This is a genomic window from Corallococcus exercitus (assembly GCF_003611585.1).
Lineage (GTDB): Bacteria > Myxococcota > Myxococcia > Myxococcales > Myxococcaceae > Corallococcus > Corallococcus exercitus.
Map to the genome: position 1 here is coordinate 1 of NZ_RAVW01000009.1, position 13969 is coordinate 13969.

Below are 13969 nucleotides of genomic sequence, written 5' to 3' on the forward strand. Positions count from 1 at the left end.
TTTTTTTTTTCAAGCAGAATACGGCATACGAGTTCTGCGCATGTCTCGTGGGCTCGGAGATCTGTATAAGAGACAGCCCAGGTGCCGCCGCCGGTCCTGCCCGACGACCCGATGGTGCCGCAGGAGGAGCCCCAGTCGATGCGGCGCTTCGTGCCCATCGCCGTGGGCGCGGCCGTGCTGCTCGCGGCCGTGGGCGTCGTCGTCGCCACGCGCGGTGGCGCTGAGACGCCTCCGCCCGTCGTCGCCACGGCGCCGACGCCGCCTCCCGCTCCGAAGGTCGAACCCACGCCGCCTCCGCCCGCGCCGCCGGTCGTCGTCGCGCCCGTGCAGGAGACGCCTCCCGCGCCCATCGCCGAGCCGCCTCCGCCGCCGGCGAAGCAGGCGCCGGTCGTCGCCAGGACCGCCGCCGCGAAGCCCGTCCGCGAAGGGCCGCCCAAGCGCACGGAGTCCGTGAGTGAAGCCACCGTGCGCAATCAGATCCTCGCCACCGTGAGTCAGGTCGAGAGCAGCGACCTGTACGCAGGCAACAAGGTCCACAAGGGGCTCACCCGGCAGGCCGCGCGGAACTACCTGGACCAGCAGCTCAAGCGGCTGGAGAACGCGGACGACGCGGCGGGCCGCACGGAGATCCTCGACGACCTCCGCGGCTGGAAGCTGCACTACCTCAAGTAGCCCTCACGCCATGACCGCACCCCCAGGCCCTGCGCTGCTCGCGGTGGACCTGGGGCTGCGCAGCGGGCTCGCGCGCTTCGGCGCGGACGGGCGGCTGCAATGGTACCGCTCGCAGAACTTCGGCACGCACGCGCGGCTCAAGCGCGCGGTGCCCGCCGTGCTCCAGGACGCGGCCCCGCTCGCGTGGCTCGTGCTGGAGGGCGGTGGCCCCATCGCGGACGTCTGGGAGCGCGAGGCCCTGCGCCGCGCCCTGCCCGTGCTGCGCGTGGCCGCGGAGGACTGGCGCCACCGGCTGCTCTACGCGCGGGAGCAGCGCAGCGGCTCGCTGGCGAAGGACGCCGCGGATGGACTGGCGCGGCGGGTCATCGACTGGTCCCACGCGCCCCGCCCCACCTCGCTGCGCCACGACGCCGCGGAGGCCATCCTGCTGGGCCTGTGGGGCGCGCTGGAGGTGGGCTGGCTTGCTCAGGTCCCCGCCGAGGTGCGGCGCTGACGGCCCGCTACTTCACCGACAGGCACGCCACCGGCTGCGCGATGGCGTTGCGCGCGCGCTCCTCGCTCACCAGCGAGTAGCCCGCCAGGTCCTGCAGCAGCAGGTCGCGGTTCTGCCGGATGAGGCTCGCGTTCTTGCACGCCTTGAGGTCGCCGTAGAACCCGTACGGCGGCAGCGCGAGCTGCAGCTCCGCCAGCTCCGACAACTGGAGCTCCCCCAGCTCACGGCCGAAGAGCTTGCGGGCCGCGTCTTCCACGCCGATGACGCCGCGCTCGAAGCGGATGGTGGACAGGTCGTAGGCGACGAGCTGGTCCTTCTGGAAGAACGCGTGCAGCCGGTGCGCCGCCACGGACAGCTGCAGGTCGCCCTCGATGCCCATCTCCCGCGCGATGCGCATGGCCAGCCACCGCTCGCAGGAACCGTCCCCGGGGGGCGCCGTGCCCAGCGTCACGCCGGCGAACAGGCGCCAGGCCCACGCGCGGCCGTCCTCGCGCGGCGTCTGGAAGTAGGTGGGGCACTCCATCTGCCGGATGTAGAGCGCCACCAGGTCCTTGGGCATCCGTGAGAAGTCCGGCCGCGTGAAGGTCACCGCCGTGCGCTCCCGGCCGCCCTGGTCCATCCGGCCGGCCAGCACGCTCATCCGGTCGCCCTCGATGCGATGGCGCAGCTGGCTCTCGACGTCGAATTCGCTCTCCAGACGCGGCAGCTTGCTGGCCGTGTACAGGTACGTGAGCGGAATCACCACGCCGGCCAGGCCGACCAGGAACATGAACAGCCAGAAAACGGTCTTCACAGGGCCGACTCTAGCAGGGGAGGCACGCGTCAGGAGGACCGGTTAGAAAGCCCCCATGAGCGACTGGCACACCGCCACCGTCACCGCCCGGAAGGCCGCGGCGGATGGCCTCACCGACTGGGTGCTCGACATCGGCGGGACGCCGCTCGTGGGCTCGCACGCCCACCCGGGCCAGTACGTGCAGCTGCGCCTTCCCGGTGGGGAGCCGGGCATGTTCGCCATCGCCTCGCCGCCCGCCCCCAATGGCACGCACTGGGAGTTCCTGCTCAAGGATGACGGCTCGCTGCCGTCCGAGCTGCTGCGCCTGCCATTGGGCGCGCGCGTGGAGGTGATGCGTCCGCAAGGCCCGGGCTTCCCCATGGAGAAGGCGCGCGGCCGGGACCTGCTGCTGTTCGCCAGCGGCTCCGGCATCTCCGCCATCCGCCCCGTCATCGCCGCCGTGCGCCAGGACCGCGGCGCGTATGGCCAGGTGACGCTGTACTTCGGCGCGCGCACGGCGGGCGGCTTCGCGTACCAGCATGAGCTGGAGCAGTGGCAGGCGGACGGCGTGCGCGTGCTGTGCACGGTGAGCCGCCCCGGCGCCAGCGGCTGGCAGGGCCTCGTCGGCTACGTGCAGGCCCACCTGGGCGAGGAGCGGCTGGAGCACGCCATCGCTTTCGTGTGCGGGCCGACGGACATGGTGCAGGACGTGATGGCCCAGCTGGCCCGGCGCGGCGTTCCGAGGAACGCCGTGTTCCTCAACTACTGAGCCGCCGGAGCCGCGCGCGGCTCCACGGTGGGGGAGGCGTAGCGCACGCCCACCACCACCGCCGCCGGGTCGCTCTCCTGGCTGCCGGTGGCCTTCTGCGGCGTCCACGCGGCCACGCCCACCTGGCGCCCATCCGGCGCGAAGCGCACGCGCCGCACGGACCAGCCGAACTCCAGCTCGCCCTTCGCCTCCGGCGCACCGTCGGTGAAGAGGTACACGCGCCGGTCCCATCCGCCCGACGCCAGCGAGCGCCCATCCGGCGCGATGGCCGCGGTGGACACCACGCCGTGGTGCAGCTCCCACTTGCGCAGCACCTGACCGGAGGCCGCGTCCACCAGCGCGCCCGCGTTCCACGGGCCCCGCGGCTCCTCCACGCCCTTGCGCTCGCGCTCGTACACCGTGCGGTTGCGCTCCGCCTTCTCCTGGCTGAAGGCCACGCCCAGGCGCTTGCCCCGCGCGTCCACGGTGACGTCGTTGACGTGCGCCGGGAAGGTGAAGTCCAGGCGCGGCGTGAGCGCTCGCGCCGTCGCCGGGGTGGCCCCTTCCGGCGCGCCGCCCTTGAGCGTGAGCACCGCCTCCGCCGTCGTCTCGTCGAACACCGTGTCCACGCGCTCGCTGAAGGGCGCGCCCAGCACGCCCTGGCTGCCCTGGGGCACGCACGCGTCGCACACCGCCACGTCCACGCCCGGCAGCGTCATCGCCTTGAAGCGCAGCGTGCGTCCGCGCGCCAGCCGCGCCACGGTGTTGCCCAGCGCGCCCGGCACGGTGACGGTGTCCTTCAGGAACGCCACGTCGATGCCGGACGCCGTCGCCGCCGCCGTGGTGAGCACCACCACCGGCGTGCGCGAGTCCAGCGCCAGCACCACCGGCGGCCCGCTGTCCACGCGCCCCTGCACCGCCGCGAAGCCGCCGCGCCGCTCGAAGTGCGTGCGCGCCACATCCGGCCGGAGCGCCTGCTCCGGCGTGTCCGACGCGCGCACGTGCCCGTCCCAGCCGCCCGAGTACAGCGTCCCGTCCGCCGCGAACGCCAGCGCGCTCACCGGCCCCGTGTGCAGCCGCGCCTCCGCGCCGAACGCCAGCTCCGGCACGGACAGCAGGGACACCAGCCCCTGCGCGCTGCCCACCGCCAGCCAGCGGCCATCCGGATGGAAGGCCACCGACACCAGCGGCTCCTCCGTGGCGAGCGCCCCCACCTGCGCGCCCGTCGCCGCGTCGAAGAGCTGCACCGCGCCGCTGCGGCTCACCGTGGCCACCTTCGCGCCGTCCGGCGAGAAGGCCACGCCCTCCAGGTCGTACTGCTGCACGTTGACCTGCGGATCCGCGCGCATCACCGGCGCGCTGGCGTCACCCGACTGCGCGGAGGCCGGCGCCAGGTCCCAGATGGAGACGTGGTACGCCTTGTCGCCCAGGCGCGTGTACGCCACACGGTGGCCCTTCGGCGCGAAGTCCAGCGCCCAGATGAAGTCCTTGCGGTTGAGGACGGTGGGCTCCCCGTCGAAGCCCTCCACCGCGCCGGAGAGGAAGCCTCCGGACGTGGACGCCAACCGCGTCACCGTGTCTGGCGGAAGGCCCGCGGCCGTGTGCGCGCAGCCCGTGAGCGCCAGCGCGCCCGCGAGGACGAAGCCCCCGGCACGCAGGCTCATGAACCCGAGCCGCGGACGGCGGCCTTCTCCTTGTCCACGTTGATCTCGTTGACGCCCTTGCTGTCCACGGACAGCAGGAACAGCTGCTTGTCCGCTTCCCGCTTGTCGTTGAACGACGTGCGGCCGGTGGCGCCGTCGAAGTCCTTCAGCCCCGCCAGGGCCTCGCGCATCGCCGCGCGCGTGTTGGGGCGCTGCTTGTCAATCACCTGCCGCACCATGCGCGCCGAGTCGTAGCCGATGGCCTCCAGCAGGCCCGGGTCACGGCCCGTCTCCTTGTACGCGTCGCGGTAGGTCTTCACGAACTTCTGCGTCGCGGGCCGCTGCGAGTCCACGAAGAAGCCGTCCACGTACACCGAGCAGGTGACGAACTTGCCGCCGCGCTCCAGCAGCTCCGGCAGGCCCGAGCGGCCCTTGGGGCTGGACCACTGGTTGGTGCCGAAGAGCGTGACGGTCTTCAGGTCTTTCTTGCCCGTCGTCTTGCGGATGCGCTCCAGGTCGCGCGGGTCGCACGCGTTGGTGACGATGTCCTCCACCGCGAGCGCGGGCGTCACCAGGCTCACCCGGCGCCAGTCGTCCGGGATGAAGAGGCCCTCGAAGTCGATGATGGGCTCCACGCCGCTCTTCGCCTTCTCCATCGCCTTGCGGCGGCGGTACGCGTCCGTGATGTTCTCACCCTGCACGTCGCGCACGGCCTCCGCCCAGTCGCCGCGGTCCTCCAGGTAGTAGCGGCCCACCAGGCGCTTGGCCTCGCCGGTGAACGTCGTCTGGTCGTACGAGTACGACTCCGCGCCGCGCACCGCGCCGCCGCGCGACACCACGTCGTCCCAGAACTCGTTCGCCAGCTCCACGCCGTAGGGGATGTTCGGGTAGAGCACCGCGAAGCGCTTGTAGCCCTTCACGTTCATCGCGTAGTCCGCGATGGCGCGCGCCTGCGCGGAGTTCGTCAGCATGTTGCGGAAGACGTACGGACCAATGTCCGTGATGCCCTCCTGACGGCTCAGCGTCAGCAGCGGCACCTGGAGTTCCTCCGCCAGCAGCGCCGCGCGCTTGGTGTCGTCCACCAGCAGCGGGCCCAGGGCCGCGATGGCGCCGTCGTCGAACGCCAGCTGCTCCATCGCCGTGCCCGTCTTGTTGACGTCGCCCTGCGTGTCCTTCACCACCAGCTCGATGTCGCTGCCCTGCAGGCCCAGCTTCACGCCGCGCAGCACCGCCTCACCGATGGGCTGGTAGCGGCCCGTCATGGGCAGGAGCACCGCCACGGTGCGCGGACGCACCTCCACGCGGCGGGTGGCGCGCGCGAGCAGCTCCTTCGCCTGCGGCGCGAAGGTGCTGTTGGGCGCCTCGCGCAGGTACGTCTGGAGCGTCTCCTCCAGGCGGGTCCAGTCACGCAGGTGGTAGTAGATGCGCGCCAGCTTGAACTGGAGCACCGGCCACGCGGGGTTGGACGGGGACAGCCCCTCCTGCACGCGCGCGATGTCCAGGAAGCTGGCGCGGCCCTCCACCAGCTGCTCCACCTTCTGCACCGCGGCGGTCTTCTCCTCGGGCGTCTGCGCGTCACCGGCGTCCTTCACCGCGGACGACAGCGCCTGCGAGAACAGGCCCGCGCCTTCCGCCGCGCGCGCGGCCTCCTTCAGCAGCTGCTCCTTCTCCGCGCCCTCCGCGCGCTCCGCCAGGCTGGTGAGCGTCTGGTACGCGTCGCGGTAGGCGCCCACCTCCATGGCGGAGACGGCCAGCTTGTGCTTGGCGTCCTCGGCCTGGGCGTAGAGGGGGTTCTCGAAGAGCAGCTCGTTGAAGGTCTTGCGCGCGTTCGCGTAGTCCTTCGACTCGAAGTAGAGGACGCCCGCGTTGTAGAGCGCGTCCTGGCCGGCGGTGGTGGCGGGGTACGCCTTGCGCACGGACAGGTAGGCCTCCGCGGCCTGCTTCTTGTCCGGGTTCCCCTGCGCCTGGGTGCGGGCCTGGGCGAGCGCCGCGTTCGCGGTGGCGTCCTGCTTCACCTCCACGCGCGGGCGGTTGTTCTGGGTGGTGTCGTCCCCGGAGGTGTCGTCCCGGCTGTCGGTGCGGGAGGGCGACTTGGGGCAGGCGGTCAACGTCAGGGCCAGCGCGGCGACGAGCGCGCGGCGCGATGCGGAGAGGACTTCCATGGCGAGGTGCATAGCAGCGCGGGTGAGGCTCCGTCGACACTTGAGCGGGGGGAAGATTCCCCTGGAACGTCCGCTTCAGTGCACCGCGCATGCCCGCGTGCGTCACCGAGGGGAGCCGCCTCCCCTCCCCCGCCGCGTGCGGCCCCGGAGCCACGCTCGCGCGCGGCCCTGGACGCACGCCCGGCCTCCTAGCCGAAGAGCTCCTTCACCTTGTCGAAGAAGGTCTTCGACTGGGGATGGGTCTCCTCGCCGGACACCTCCGCGAAGCGCTCCAGGAGCTCGCGCTGCTTGGACGTCAGCTCCGTGGGCGTTTCGATGATGACGCGCACGTGCTGATCTCCGCGCTGCTGGCTGTGCAGGTGCGGGATGCCCTTGCCGCGCAGCCGGAACACCTTCCCGGACTGGGTCCCCTGCGGGATGGTCATCTTCACCTTCCCGTCCAGCGTGGGCACGTCGATCTTCGCGCCCAGCGCCGCCTGCGTGAAGGACACCGGCACCTCGCAGAAGACCTCGTACTCCTCGCGCTGGAACAGCGGGTGCTCGCGCACGATGACCGTCACGTACAGGTCACCCGGAGGTCCGCCCCGGTCGCCAGGCTCGCCCATGCCGGACAGCCGCACGCGAGTACCGTTGTCCACGCCGCCCGGGATGGCGACCTCGATGACCTCTTCGGACGGCGTCTTCCCGGAGCCCCGGCACTTGGCGCACGGATCCGGGATGGTGGCGCCCGTGCCGCCGCAGTCGCCGCACGGCCGGGACACCGCGAAGAAGCCCTGCGAGTAGCGCAGCTCCCCGCTGCCGCCGCACGCCGCGCAGGGCCGTGGGGCCGCGCCGCTCTTGCTGCCGGAGCCGGAGCAGGTCTCGCACTTCTTCGGACGGGGGATGGTCACCTTCGGGCGGCAGCCGAACGCCGCCTCCTCGAAGCTGATCTCCAGGTTGTAGCGCAGATCCGCGCCCCGGCTGTTGCGCTGCCGGCCACGCCCGCCGCCACCCCCGAAGATGTCTCCGAAGATCTCCCCGAAGATGTCGTTGATGTTGACGCCCTGGAAGCCGCCGCCCGCGTCCCCGAAGGGGTTGCCCGCGTGTCCGAAGCGGTCGTACTTCGTGCGCCGGTCCGGATCGCTCAGGACCTCATAGGCCTCCGAGGCCTCCTTGAACTTCTCCTCGGCCTCGTGGTTCCCGGGGTTGCGGTCCGGGTGGTACTGCAACGCGACCTTCCGGAACGCGCTCTTCAGGTCCTGCGCCGTAACGTTCTTCTGGACGCCCAGGACCTCGTAGTAGTCGCGCTTCTGCCCTGCGGCCCCTGCCATTGAATCGAACCCCTGGAATTTGCTGGCGTTTTCAAGCTGCGTAGAGAATCGGAGTCACTATAACGCAGCGAAACTCGCCAGCAATCCAGGCCCGGGCCCAACCCACGTGAAGCAGGGCGCCGGGCTACACGGTCCAGACGCGGTTGACGGTCAGCTCCATGCGGGCGAGCCGGCGCTTGAGGGCCGGGTCCACGGGCCCGTTGATGGACCACTTGGGGACCACGAAGTGCAGTTCCGCGTTGTAGAGCTTCGCGGCGCTGGCCAGGAGGCTCCAGCGGTTCTCCGCGGTGGGATCATCCACCATGCCCGGGGTGACGATCTCCAGGATGATGGGCGTCCGGGCGGAGTCGGACTGACGACAGGTGAAGTCCGGCCGGTGATCCTCGATGGTGCCGGAGAGTACGGGCGGCGGCATGAAGCCAGGGAGCCGGGCTTTGATGTCCGAGTAACCGATGGTGCGGAAATACTCGGCCATCAGCCAGAGCAGACGGCGGCGCTCTTCGTCATCCACGACCGACTCGCAGCCGGGATTGAACAGGACTTCTTTCTCGGAGTTGGTTTCCATGGCGCCTCTCAAGCTGTCCGCATGTGTGGGATGCGGCAACGCAGGCGGGCGCGAGCGCTCCCTGACCGGCCGTGGGGCAGGCGGCCATGCACGCCTACGACCCACGTCCCTTTGGCTTGGACGCCACCGTCGCCTCGGTGACAGAGTGCGCCCCCTCCGTGGCACCCCGTCCCTCCGCGCACGTCTATCGCCGGCTCCTGGGCTACCTGAGCCCCTACCGCCGGTTGCTCCTCGCGGGCACGCTGGCCTCGCTCACTGCCGCAGCCGCCACCGCCGCGTACGCCTGGATCGTCGGGCCGCTGCTGCGCGCCGTCCTCACCGGTGCCCCCGTCACCGTCTTGGGGATGACCCTGTCGCCCGAAGCCCTGCTGTCCCGGCTGCCCCTCCTGGTTGTCGCGGTGGCGCTGGTGAAGGCCACCGCCCAGTTCCTCCAGGGCGGCCTTATGCAGCGCTTGGGCCAGCGCGTGATGGCCGACCTGAGGGGCTTTCTCTACGGCCGCCTGCTCGCCCAACCGCCGTCTTTCTTCGAGCAGCGCCATTCCGGCGAACTTGTCTCCCGGTTCACCTCGGACGTACCCCTGGTGGAGTTCTCCGTCACCCAGGCACTGTCATCGTACGTGAGGGATGGGCTGCAGATCTGCTCACTGCTGACGACCTGCTTCCTCATCGACGCGAAGCTTTTTCTCTTCACGTTCGTCGTCGTCCCCGTGACCGTGCTGCCGGTCAACCGCTTCGCGCGCTCGCTCAAGAAGGTGGCGACCCGCTCGCAGGCGAACCTGGGCGCGCTCAGCGCCATCACCGCCGAGCAGCTCCAGAACCTCCCCGTGGTGCAGGCGTACGGGACGGTGCCGCGCGCGCTGGAGTCCTTCGACCAGGAGGCGGAGGCGTACCTGAACGAGATGCGCCGCTCGCTCTTCATCCGCGGCGCGTTCAGCCCGACGGTGGAGCTGTTGGGCATCGTGGGCGTGGCGGCGGCGGTGGCGTGGGGCGCTCGCGCGGTGTCCATGGATCCATCGCTCGCCGGGCGGCTCCTGTCCTTCATGGCGGCGGCGCTGCTGCTCTACCAGCCAGTGAAGTCGCTGAGCGGCACGCTGTCCCAGGTGCTCACGGGGCTGGCGGCGGCGGAGCGGCTCTTCGCGCTCGCGGATGCGCCGGTGCCGCCGGACGTGGGCGCGGAGGCTCCGCCCCTGTCGCGCGCCCTGGAGCTGTCCGGCGTGCGCGCCACCTACTCGGATGGACGGGAAGCGCTGAAGGGCGTGGACCTGACGATTCCCGCGGGCTCGCGCGTGGCGCTGGTGGGCCCGTCCGGCGCGGGCAAGACGACGCTGTTCTCCGTGCTCCTGGGCTTCCTGCCCCCGAGCGGCGGCGAGGTGCGGTGGGACGGCCTGCCGCTGTCGTCGCTGAAGGCCTCCAGCGTGCGCGGCCAGGTGGCGTGGGTGCCGCAGGAGCCGGTCCTCTTCTCCGGCACCGTGCGCCACAACCTGCGCCTGGGGCAGCCGGACGCACCGGATGACGCGCTGTGGGAAGCGCTGCGGCTGGCGCACGCGGAGGACTTCGTGCGCGCGCTGCCCGGCGGCCTGGATGAACCCGTGGGCGAGCGGGGCAGCCGGCTGTCCGGCGGACAACGCCAGCGGCTGGCCCTGGCGCGCGCCTTCCTGCGCCGCCCCTCCCTGCTGCTCTTGGATGAGCCCACGAGCGCCCTGGACGCCACCAGTGAGGCGGCGGTGGGCGCGGGGCTCGCGGCGCTGATGAAGGGCCGCACGGTGCTGGTCATCGCGCACCGGCTCAGCACCGTGCGCGACGCGGACCTCATCGCCGTGGTGGAGGGCGGCCAGGTGGTGGAGGCCGGCACCCACGAGCAGCTGCTCGCGCTGCGAGGCCGCTACGCGCGGCTGCTGGGCGAAGGCGCCGTCGCCGCCTGAACGCCGCCCCCAGGGACCATGGCTTTCGCGGCGGGAGGTGCGTGAGCCTGGGCCCCGTGCCCGTCCGCCCTGCCCCATTCCCGGCCTTGCACGACCGGGCACGCCCTGCGAGCCTTCCGCCCTGGCCCATGCCTCCGACGCCACCCCGCGAACGAGAGCCGCTGTCGCTCAACGCGCTTCTGCTGGTGCCTGCCCTGCTGCTGGCCGCGGGCGCCTGCGTCGCGGTGGCCGCCCGGCACTTCGCGCTGGCCTCGGCCTTCACCGGCACGCTCGTCCTGGTGCCGCTCGTCTTCCGGCTGTGGACGCGGCCCTGGTACCGGGGGCTCGTGCTGCGCGGCCTGGGCCTGTTCATCGCCGGCATGCACGTGCCCATGCTCGCGGGCGGCGTGCTCGCCTACGGGCGCATCGGCTGCGAGGGTCCTGACTGCGGCCAGACACTCCTCTGGGGAATCGTGCTGGCTCCCGTGGCCGGCGCCGTGTGCTCTGTCGTGTACTGGCTCGTGGGTCGTCCCCCCGTCTGAATTACCAGGAATCGACGACACCCTATTCTTACTGGAAATGCTTGTTCCAGTGAGACCCCACGTCGCGCCCGGACTGTTCGTCGTGGCGCTGGCCGTCCCCACCACGGTGTGCGTGTTGGGGGGCACGTTGCCAGCGCTGCTGGGCAGTCCCTCCGGCCTGTTGAGCGTGGTGGCCTCCGCGGGGCCCTTCGCGGTGCTGCTCGGGCTGACCCTGCTGGTGGAGGTGCCGCTGCTCACCTACGCGGCGGGTTCCACGGTGCTGGGCCGCACGGTGCCGCTGGCGGTCATGGTGGGCATGGCGACGGTGCCCTGGTCGCTGGGCCTGCTGGGCACGGAGGTGCTGCTGGAGCGGATGCAGGCGGCGCTGCCGCTGGTGTCCGCCACCGACGCGGGCATCGCGCTCACCGCGGGGATGGGCAAGGCGATGGCGCCCCGGCTTCTCGGCGCCTGGACGAGCGCGATGCTGCTGGGCGCGCTGTCGGTGGCGCTGGGCATGGCGCGCCTCAGCCGCGCGAGCGCGGGCCAGGACGACGCCACGCGCCGCAGCCTGTTGCTGGGCAGCCTGGTGTCGGCGGCGCTGGCGGGCATGGCGGTGGTGGGCACGCTGGAGGCGCACCAGCTCTTCACGCTGCTGTCGCGGCTGTCGCGGGCCCCCGGCGCGCTGCGCCCGGACCTGATGGCGGAGGGCATGGCGCAAGCGGCGCGGCTGCGCACGGTGCGCTGGAGCTGCTTCTCCTGCCTGCTGGTGCTGGGCGTCACCTGGCTGATGACGTACCGCGCGCGGGAGGCCCGGCGCGCGCGCGCGCTGGAGTGGGTGGGCGGCCTGGTGCTCACCGCCGCGGTGGCCGTCCTGCTGGTGCTGGACGCACACCCGCTGCACACGACGCTGGGCCCGGAGCGCGTCACCGCCGGGCGCCGCACGTCCGGCCGCGTGCCCACCGACGCGGACGTGACGCACCTGATGGGCGAGCACTCGCCCGTGCGCCTCAGCTTCCCCGCGTCAGCACGTACAGCATGATGAGCCCCACCACGAAGGCGAAGCCGAAGACGGCCACCATCACCAGCCCCTCCGAGCGGCGCACCACGGGAGGCAGGACTTCGTTGGGCAGCGGCTGACCGTGCCGCAGCAGCACGGGCTCCGGCTCGGGCGCAGCTTCCGGCGCGGGCTCCAGCGCGGCGGCGGGAATGACCTCCGGCGACGGCGGCGGGGCCACCGGCGTGAAGGACACGGCGCGCGTGGGCGCGGTGTCCCGCGTCGTGACAGGCCCCCGGCCCATCAGCTCCGGCGACATGACGCTGGACATCTCCAGCCCTTCGCGCGCCAGCGCCAGCACGCGCTGCATGTGCAGGATGTAACGGTCCTGCCCCTCGTAGGTGGCGAGCGCCTGCGCGGCGCGCACCAGCCGCTGCGGCACCAGCTCCGGGTCCGCGCGCACCTCCGTGGACACGGGGCGCGCCTCGCCGCCTTCCACCCGGCCCGTGCGCACGCCCTGGCCGCTGGCCCAGATGCAGTGCTCATCCAGCAGCGTGAGCTCCTGGCGGCGCACCCGGCCGTCCTCGTCCACCAGCGACATCAACTCCGCGCCCTGGGGAGACAGGTGCCAGACGGTGCGCAGGCCGTTCTCCCCCAGGGGACCCTCCACCGCGCGCGCGCGATAGAGTTCCTGCATCGCGGACTTCAAGGGGTCGGACGAAGGTTCCACGGCCATGACTGCCGCAGAGTAGGGGCGCCCGGCCCGAAACGGAAGCCGCGCCGTCCAGGCGTGAATGCCCCGTGCGCGAATGCCCGCCTTGTGCCTACCGTCCATTTCACGATGAGCCGCTCCAAGAACCGAGCCCCCGACTTCGTCCGCCAGTTCGAGGGTGCACAGACGCTCGACGGACTGCTGGAGCTGGCCGGCAGTCCCTGCGACACCGCCGACGTGCTCGAGCGCATGCGCGAGGCGCGTGCCGACGGCGCCGACTCCAGCGACGTGATTCCCACCCTCTTCGAGGGCGAGCCCCGCTTCAAGGACGCGGAGCTGGCGCGCCGCCTGTACCAGAACCTGCTGGGGCTCTGGGACCTGGTGCTGGAGGGCAAGGAGGTGCGGCTGGACGACGGCCCCCGCCCGCCGCGACCGAAGAAGGAGCGGCTGCAGCCGCCCGCGCCCTTCCACCCCGGCGAGCCCTCCAGCGAATTCGTCGAAGCCGCCTGGCGTTACCTGGAGGACGACGACAAGGCGCGCACGCGGCTGATGCATGCCTACGAGAACCGGCAGGACGGCTTGCTGGGTGCGCTTGACGCCGCTGGCCTCACGGACGAAGGTTATGGGGTCGCCCGTCACCTGCTCTTCGAGCTGCATGCCATGCTGGAGCTGGGCTGGCCGCCGGGGCTCTCGGCCGTGGATGCCAGGGCCCTGGACAGGGAACCGGATGCGCCGCCCGCGCCGGACACCCTCCAGGAATACGTGACGGAAGCGCTGTTCGAGGCGGAGCAGGACGAGGAGCACCCCCTCGCCCCCGAGGAGCTGGCGCAGGTGCGCACCCTCGTCCGGCGGGGACTGGCGGCGCTGTGGCGCGCCCGCAAGGGGAGATGAAGATGGCCCGAGACGACAACGACGGTGGTGGTTTCACCGGCAAGCGCAACAAGTCCTACCGCGAGCTGGACGCGCAGCGCGGCAAGAGCAAGTACCACTCGCGCCAGGACGACCCGGCGCAGCAGAAGCTGGAGCGCAGCGCCAGCTACCAGAAATACAAGACGGCCGCGGACGCCCTCTTCACCGGCGGCGAGCTGCCCGAAGGACTGGCGAAGACCTTCGACCCCGAGGGCAAGCGCAAGGCCCAGAAGGACGCGCTGCGAAAGGTGCAGGAGTCGGAGACGCGCGCGGACTGGGTGAAGGGCGTGGTGGACTACCTGGAGAAGTATCCGGACATGCCCGAGGACGCGTACTTCCTCGACAGCCTCCTGGACCACCCGCGCGAGCGCATCGTGGACAAGGCGCTGGCGAAGCTGGAGGCGCTCCAGGAGGCGGGCACGCTCCAGAAGAAGCTGCCCAAGAGCCTGGACCAGCGGCTGAAGTCCATCGAGCTCACCGGCCTGGACCCCGACATGCAGGGCCGCGCCAAGGCGCTGCGCGAGAAGCTGCGCGCCTGATCAAGTCGCTCGCTGCCGCCGCGCGCCT

14 protein-coding genes are annotated in these 13969 nt (G+C 71.7%); 8 read left to right on the forward strand and 6 right to left on the reverse strand.

Annotation, left to right across the window (positions count from 1 at the left end):
* The first annotated feature begins 81 nt into the window (after positions 1–81).
* Both D7W79_RS02030 and D7W79_RS02035 read left to right on the forward strand, forming a co-directional pair.
* Positions 82–672 carry a hypothetical protein gene (locus D7W79_RS02030; RefSeq protein ID WP_208729615.1) on the forward strand — a complete coding sequence of 197 codons (591 nt, stop codon included), beginning with the start codon at positions 82–84 and terminating at the stop codon, positions 670–672.
* A gap of 10 nt (positions 673–682) precedes the next feature.
* On the forward strand, positions 683–1165 hold the full coding sequence (locus D7W79_RS02035) for a hypothetical protein (protein WP_120523632.1): 483 nt from the start codon (positions 683–685) through the stop codon (positions 1163–1165).
* A 7-nt stretch (positions 1166–1172) separates the two neighbouring features.
* Here D7W79_RS02035 and D7W79_RS02040 read toward each other — a convergent pair whose 3' ends face one another.
* Complete coding sequence (locus tag D7W79_RS02040) at positions 1173–1958, reverse strand: transglycosylase domain-containing protein (RefSeq protein WP_120523633.1); 786 nt, start codon at positions 1956–1958, stop codon at positions 1173–1175.
* 55 nt (positions 1959–2013) lie between these two features.
* Between D7W79_RS02040 and D7W79_RS02045 the strand changes: the two genes are divergently transcribed.
* On the forward strand, positions 2014–2706 hold the full coding sequence (locus D7W79_RS02045; RefSeq protein ID WP_120523634.1) for a ferredoxin reductase domain-containing protein: 693 nt from the start codon (positions 2014–2016) through the stop codon (positions 2704–2706).
* On the opposite strand, the gene D7W79_RS02050 is transcribed toward D7W79_RS02045, so the two are convergent.
* The 4 genes from D7W79_RS02050 to D7W79_RS02065 form a co-directional block, all read right to left on the reverse strand.
* Positions 2700–4349: an aspartyl protease family protein gene (locus D7W79_RS02050; RefSeq protein WP_120523635.1), complete on the reverse strand. Its 1650-nt coding sequence runs from the start codon at positions 4347–4349 to the stop codon at positions 2700–2702. The two genes, D7W79_RS02045 and D7W79_RS02050, sit on opposite strands and share 7 nt — an antisense overlap.
* On the reverse strand, positions 4346–6490 hold the full coding sequence (locus D7W79_RS02055) for a penicillin-binding protein activator (RefSeq protein WP_244221553.1): 2145 nt from the start codon (positions 6488–6490) through the stop codon (positions 4346–4348). Before D7W79_RS02055 ends, D7W79_RS02050 begins: the two co-directional genes overlap by 4 nt.
* A 188-nt stretch (positions 6491–6678) precedes the next feature.
* Positions 6679–7800 (reverse strand): molecular chaperone DnaJ, encoded by a 1122-nt coding sequence (dnaJ, locus tag D7W79_RS02060; RefSeq protein WP_120523637.1) that lies wholly within the window; start codon positions 7798–7800, stop codon positions 6679–6681.
* Positions 7801–7924: 124 nt separating this feature from the next.
* Positions 7925–8365: a hypothetical protein gene (locus D7W79_RS02065; RefSeq protein WP_120523638.1), complete on the reverse strand. Its 441-nt coding sequence runs from the start codon at positions 8363–8365 to the stop codon at positions 7925–7927.
* A 158-nt stretch (positions 8366–8523) separates the two neighbouring features.
* On the opposite strand from D7W79_RS02065, the gene D7W79_RS02070 reads away from it, so the two are divergent.
* From D7W79_RS02070 to D7W79_RS43475, 3 genes are all read left to right on the forward strand, one after another.
* Positions 8524–10287, forward strand: a complete 1764-nt coding sequence (locus tag D7W79_RS02070; protein WP_120523673.1) for an ABC transporter ATP-binding protein — start codon at positions 8524–8526, stop codon at positions 10285–10287.
* A gap of 128 nt (positions 10288–10415) precedes the next feature.
* Entirely contained in the window at positions 10416–10808 is a 393-nt protein-coding gene (locus tag D7W79_RS02075) for a hypothetical protein (RefSeq protein ID WP_120523639.1), read from the forward strand.
* Between the two features lie 49 nt (positions 10809–10857).
* A complete protein-coding gene (locus D7W79_RS43475) occupies positions 10858–11826 on the forward strand; it encodes a hypothetical protein (RefSeq protein WP_158616864.1) in 969 nt (322 codons plus the stop codon).
* Here the strand turns inward: D7W79_RS43475 and D7W79_RS02085 are convergent.
* Positions 11795–12517 carry a hypothetical protein gene (locus D7W79_RS02085; protein WP_120523640.1) on the reverse strand — a complete coding sequence of 241 codons (723 nt, stop codon included), beginning with the start codon at positions 12515–12517 and terminating at the stop codon, positions 11795–11797. The two genes, D7W79_RS43475 and D7W79_RS02085, sit on opposite strands and share 32 nt — an antisense overlap.
* A 105-nt stretch (positions 12518–12622) precedes the next feature.
* Between D7W79_RS02085 and D7W79_RS02090 the strand changes: the two genes are divergently transcribed.
* Positions 12623–13384 (forward strand): hypothetical protein, encoded by a 762-nt coding sequence (locus tag D7W79_RS02090; RefSeq protein WP_120523641.1) that lies wholly within the window; start codon positions 12623–12625, stop codon positions 13382–13384.
* Between the two features lie 2 nt (positions 13385–13386).
* Positions 13387–13941, forward strand: a complete 555-nt coding sequence (locus D7W79_RS02095) for a hypothetical protein (protein WP_171435580.1) — start codon at positions 13387–13389, stop codon at positions 13939–13941.
* Positions 13942–13969 lie beyond the last annotated feature (28 nt).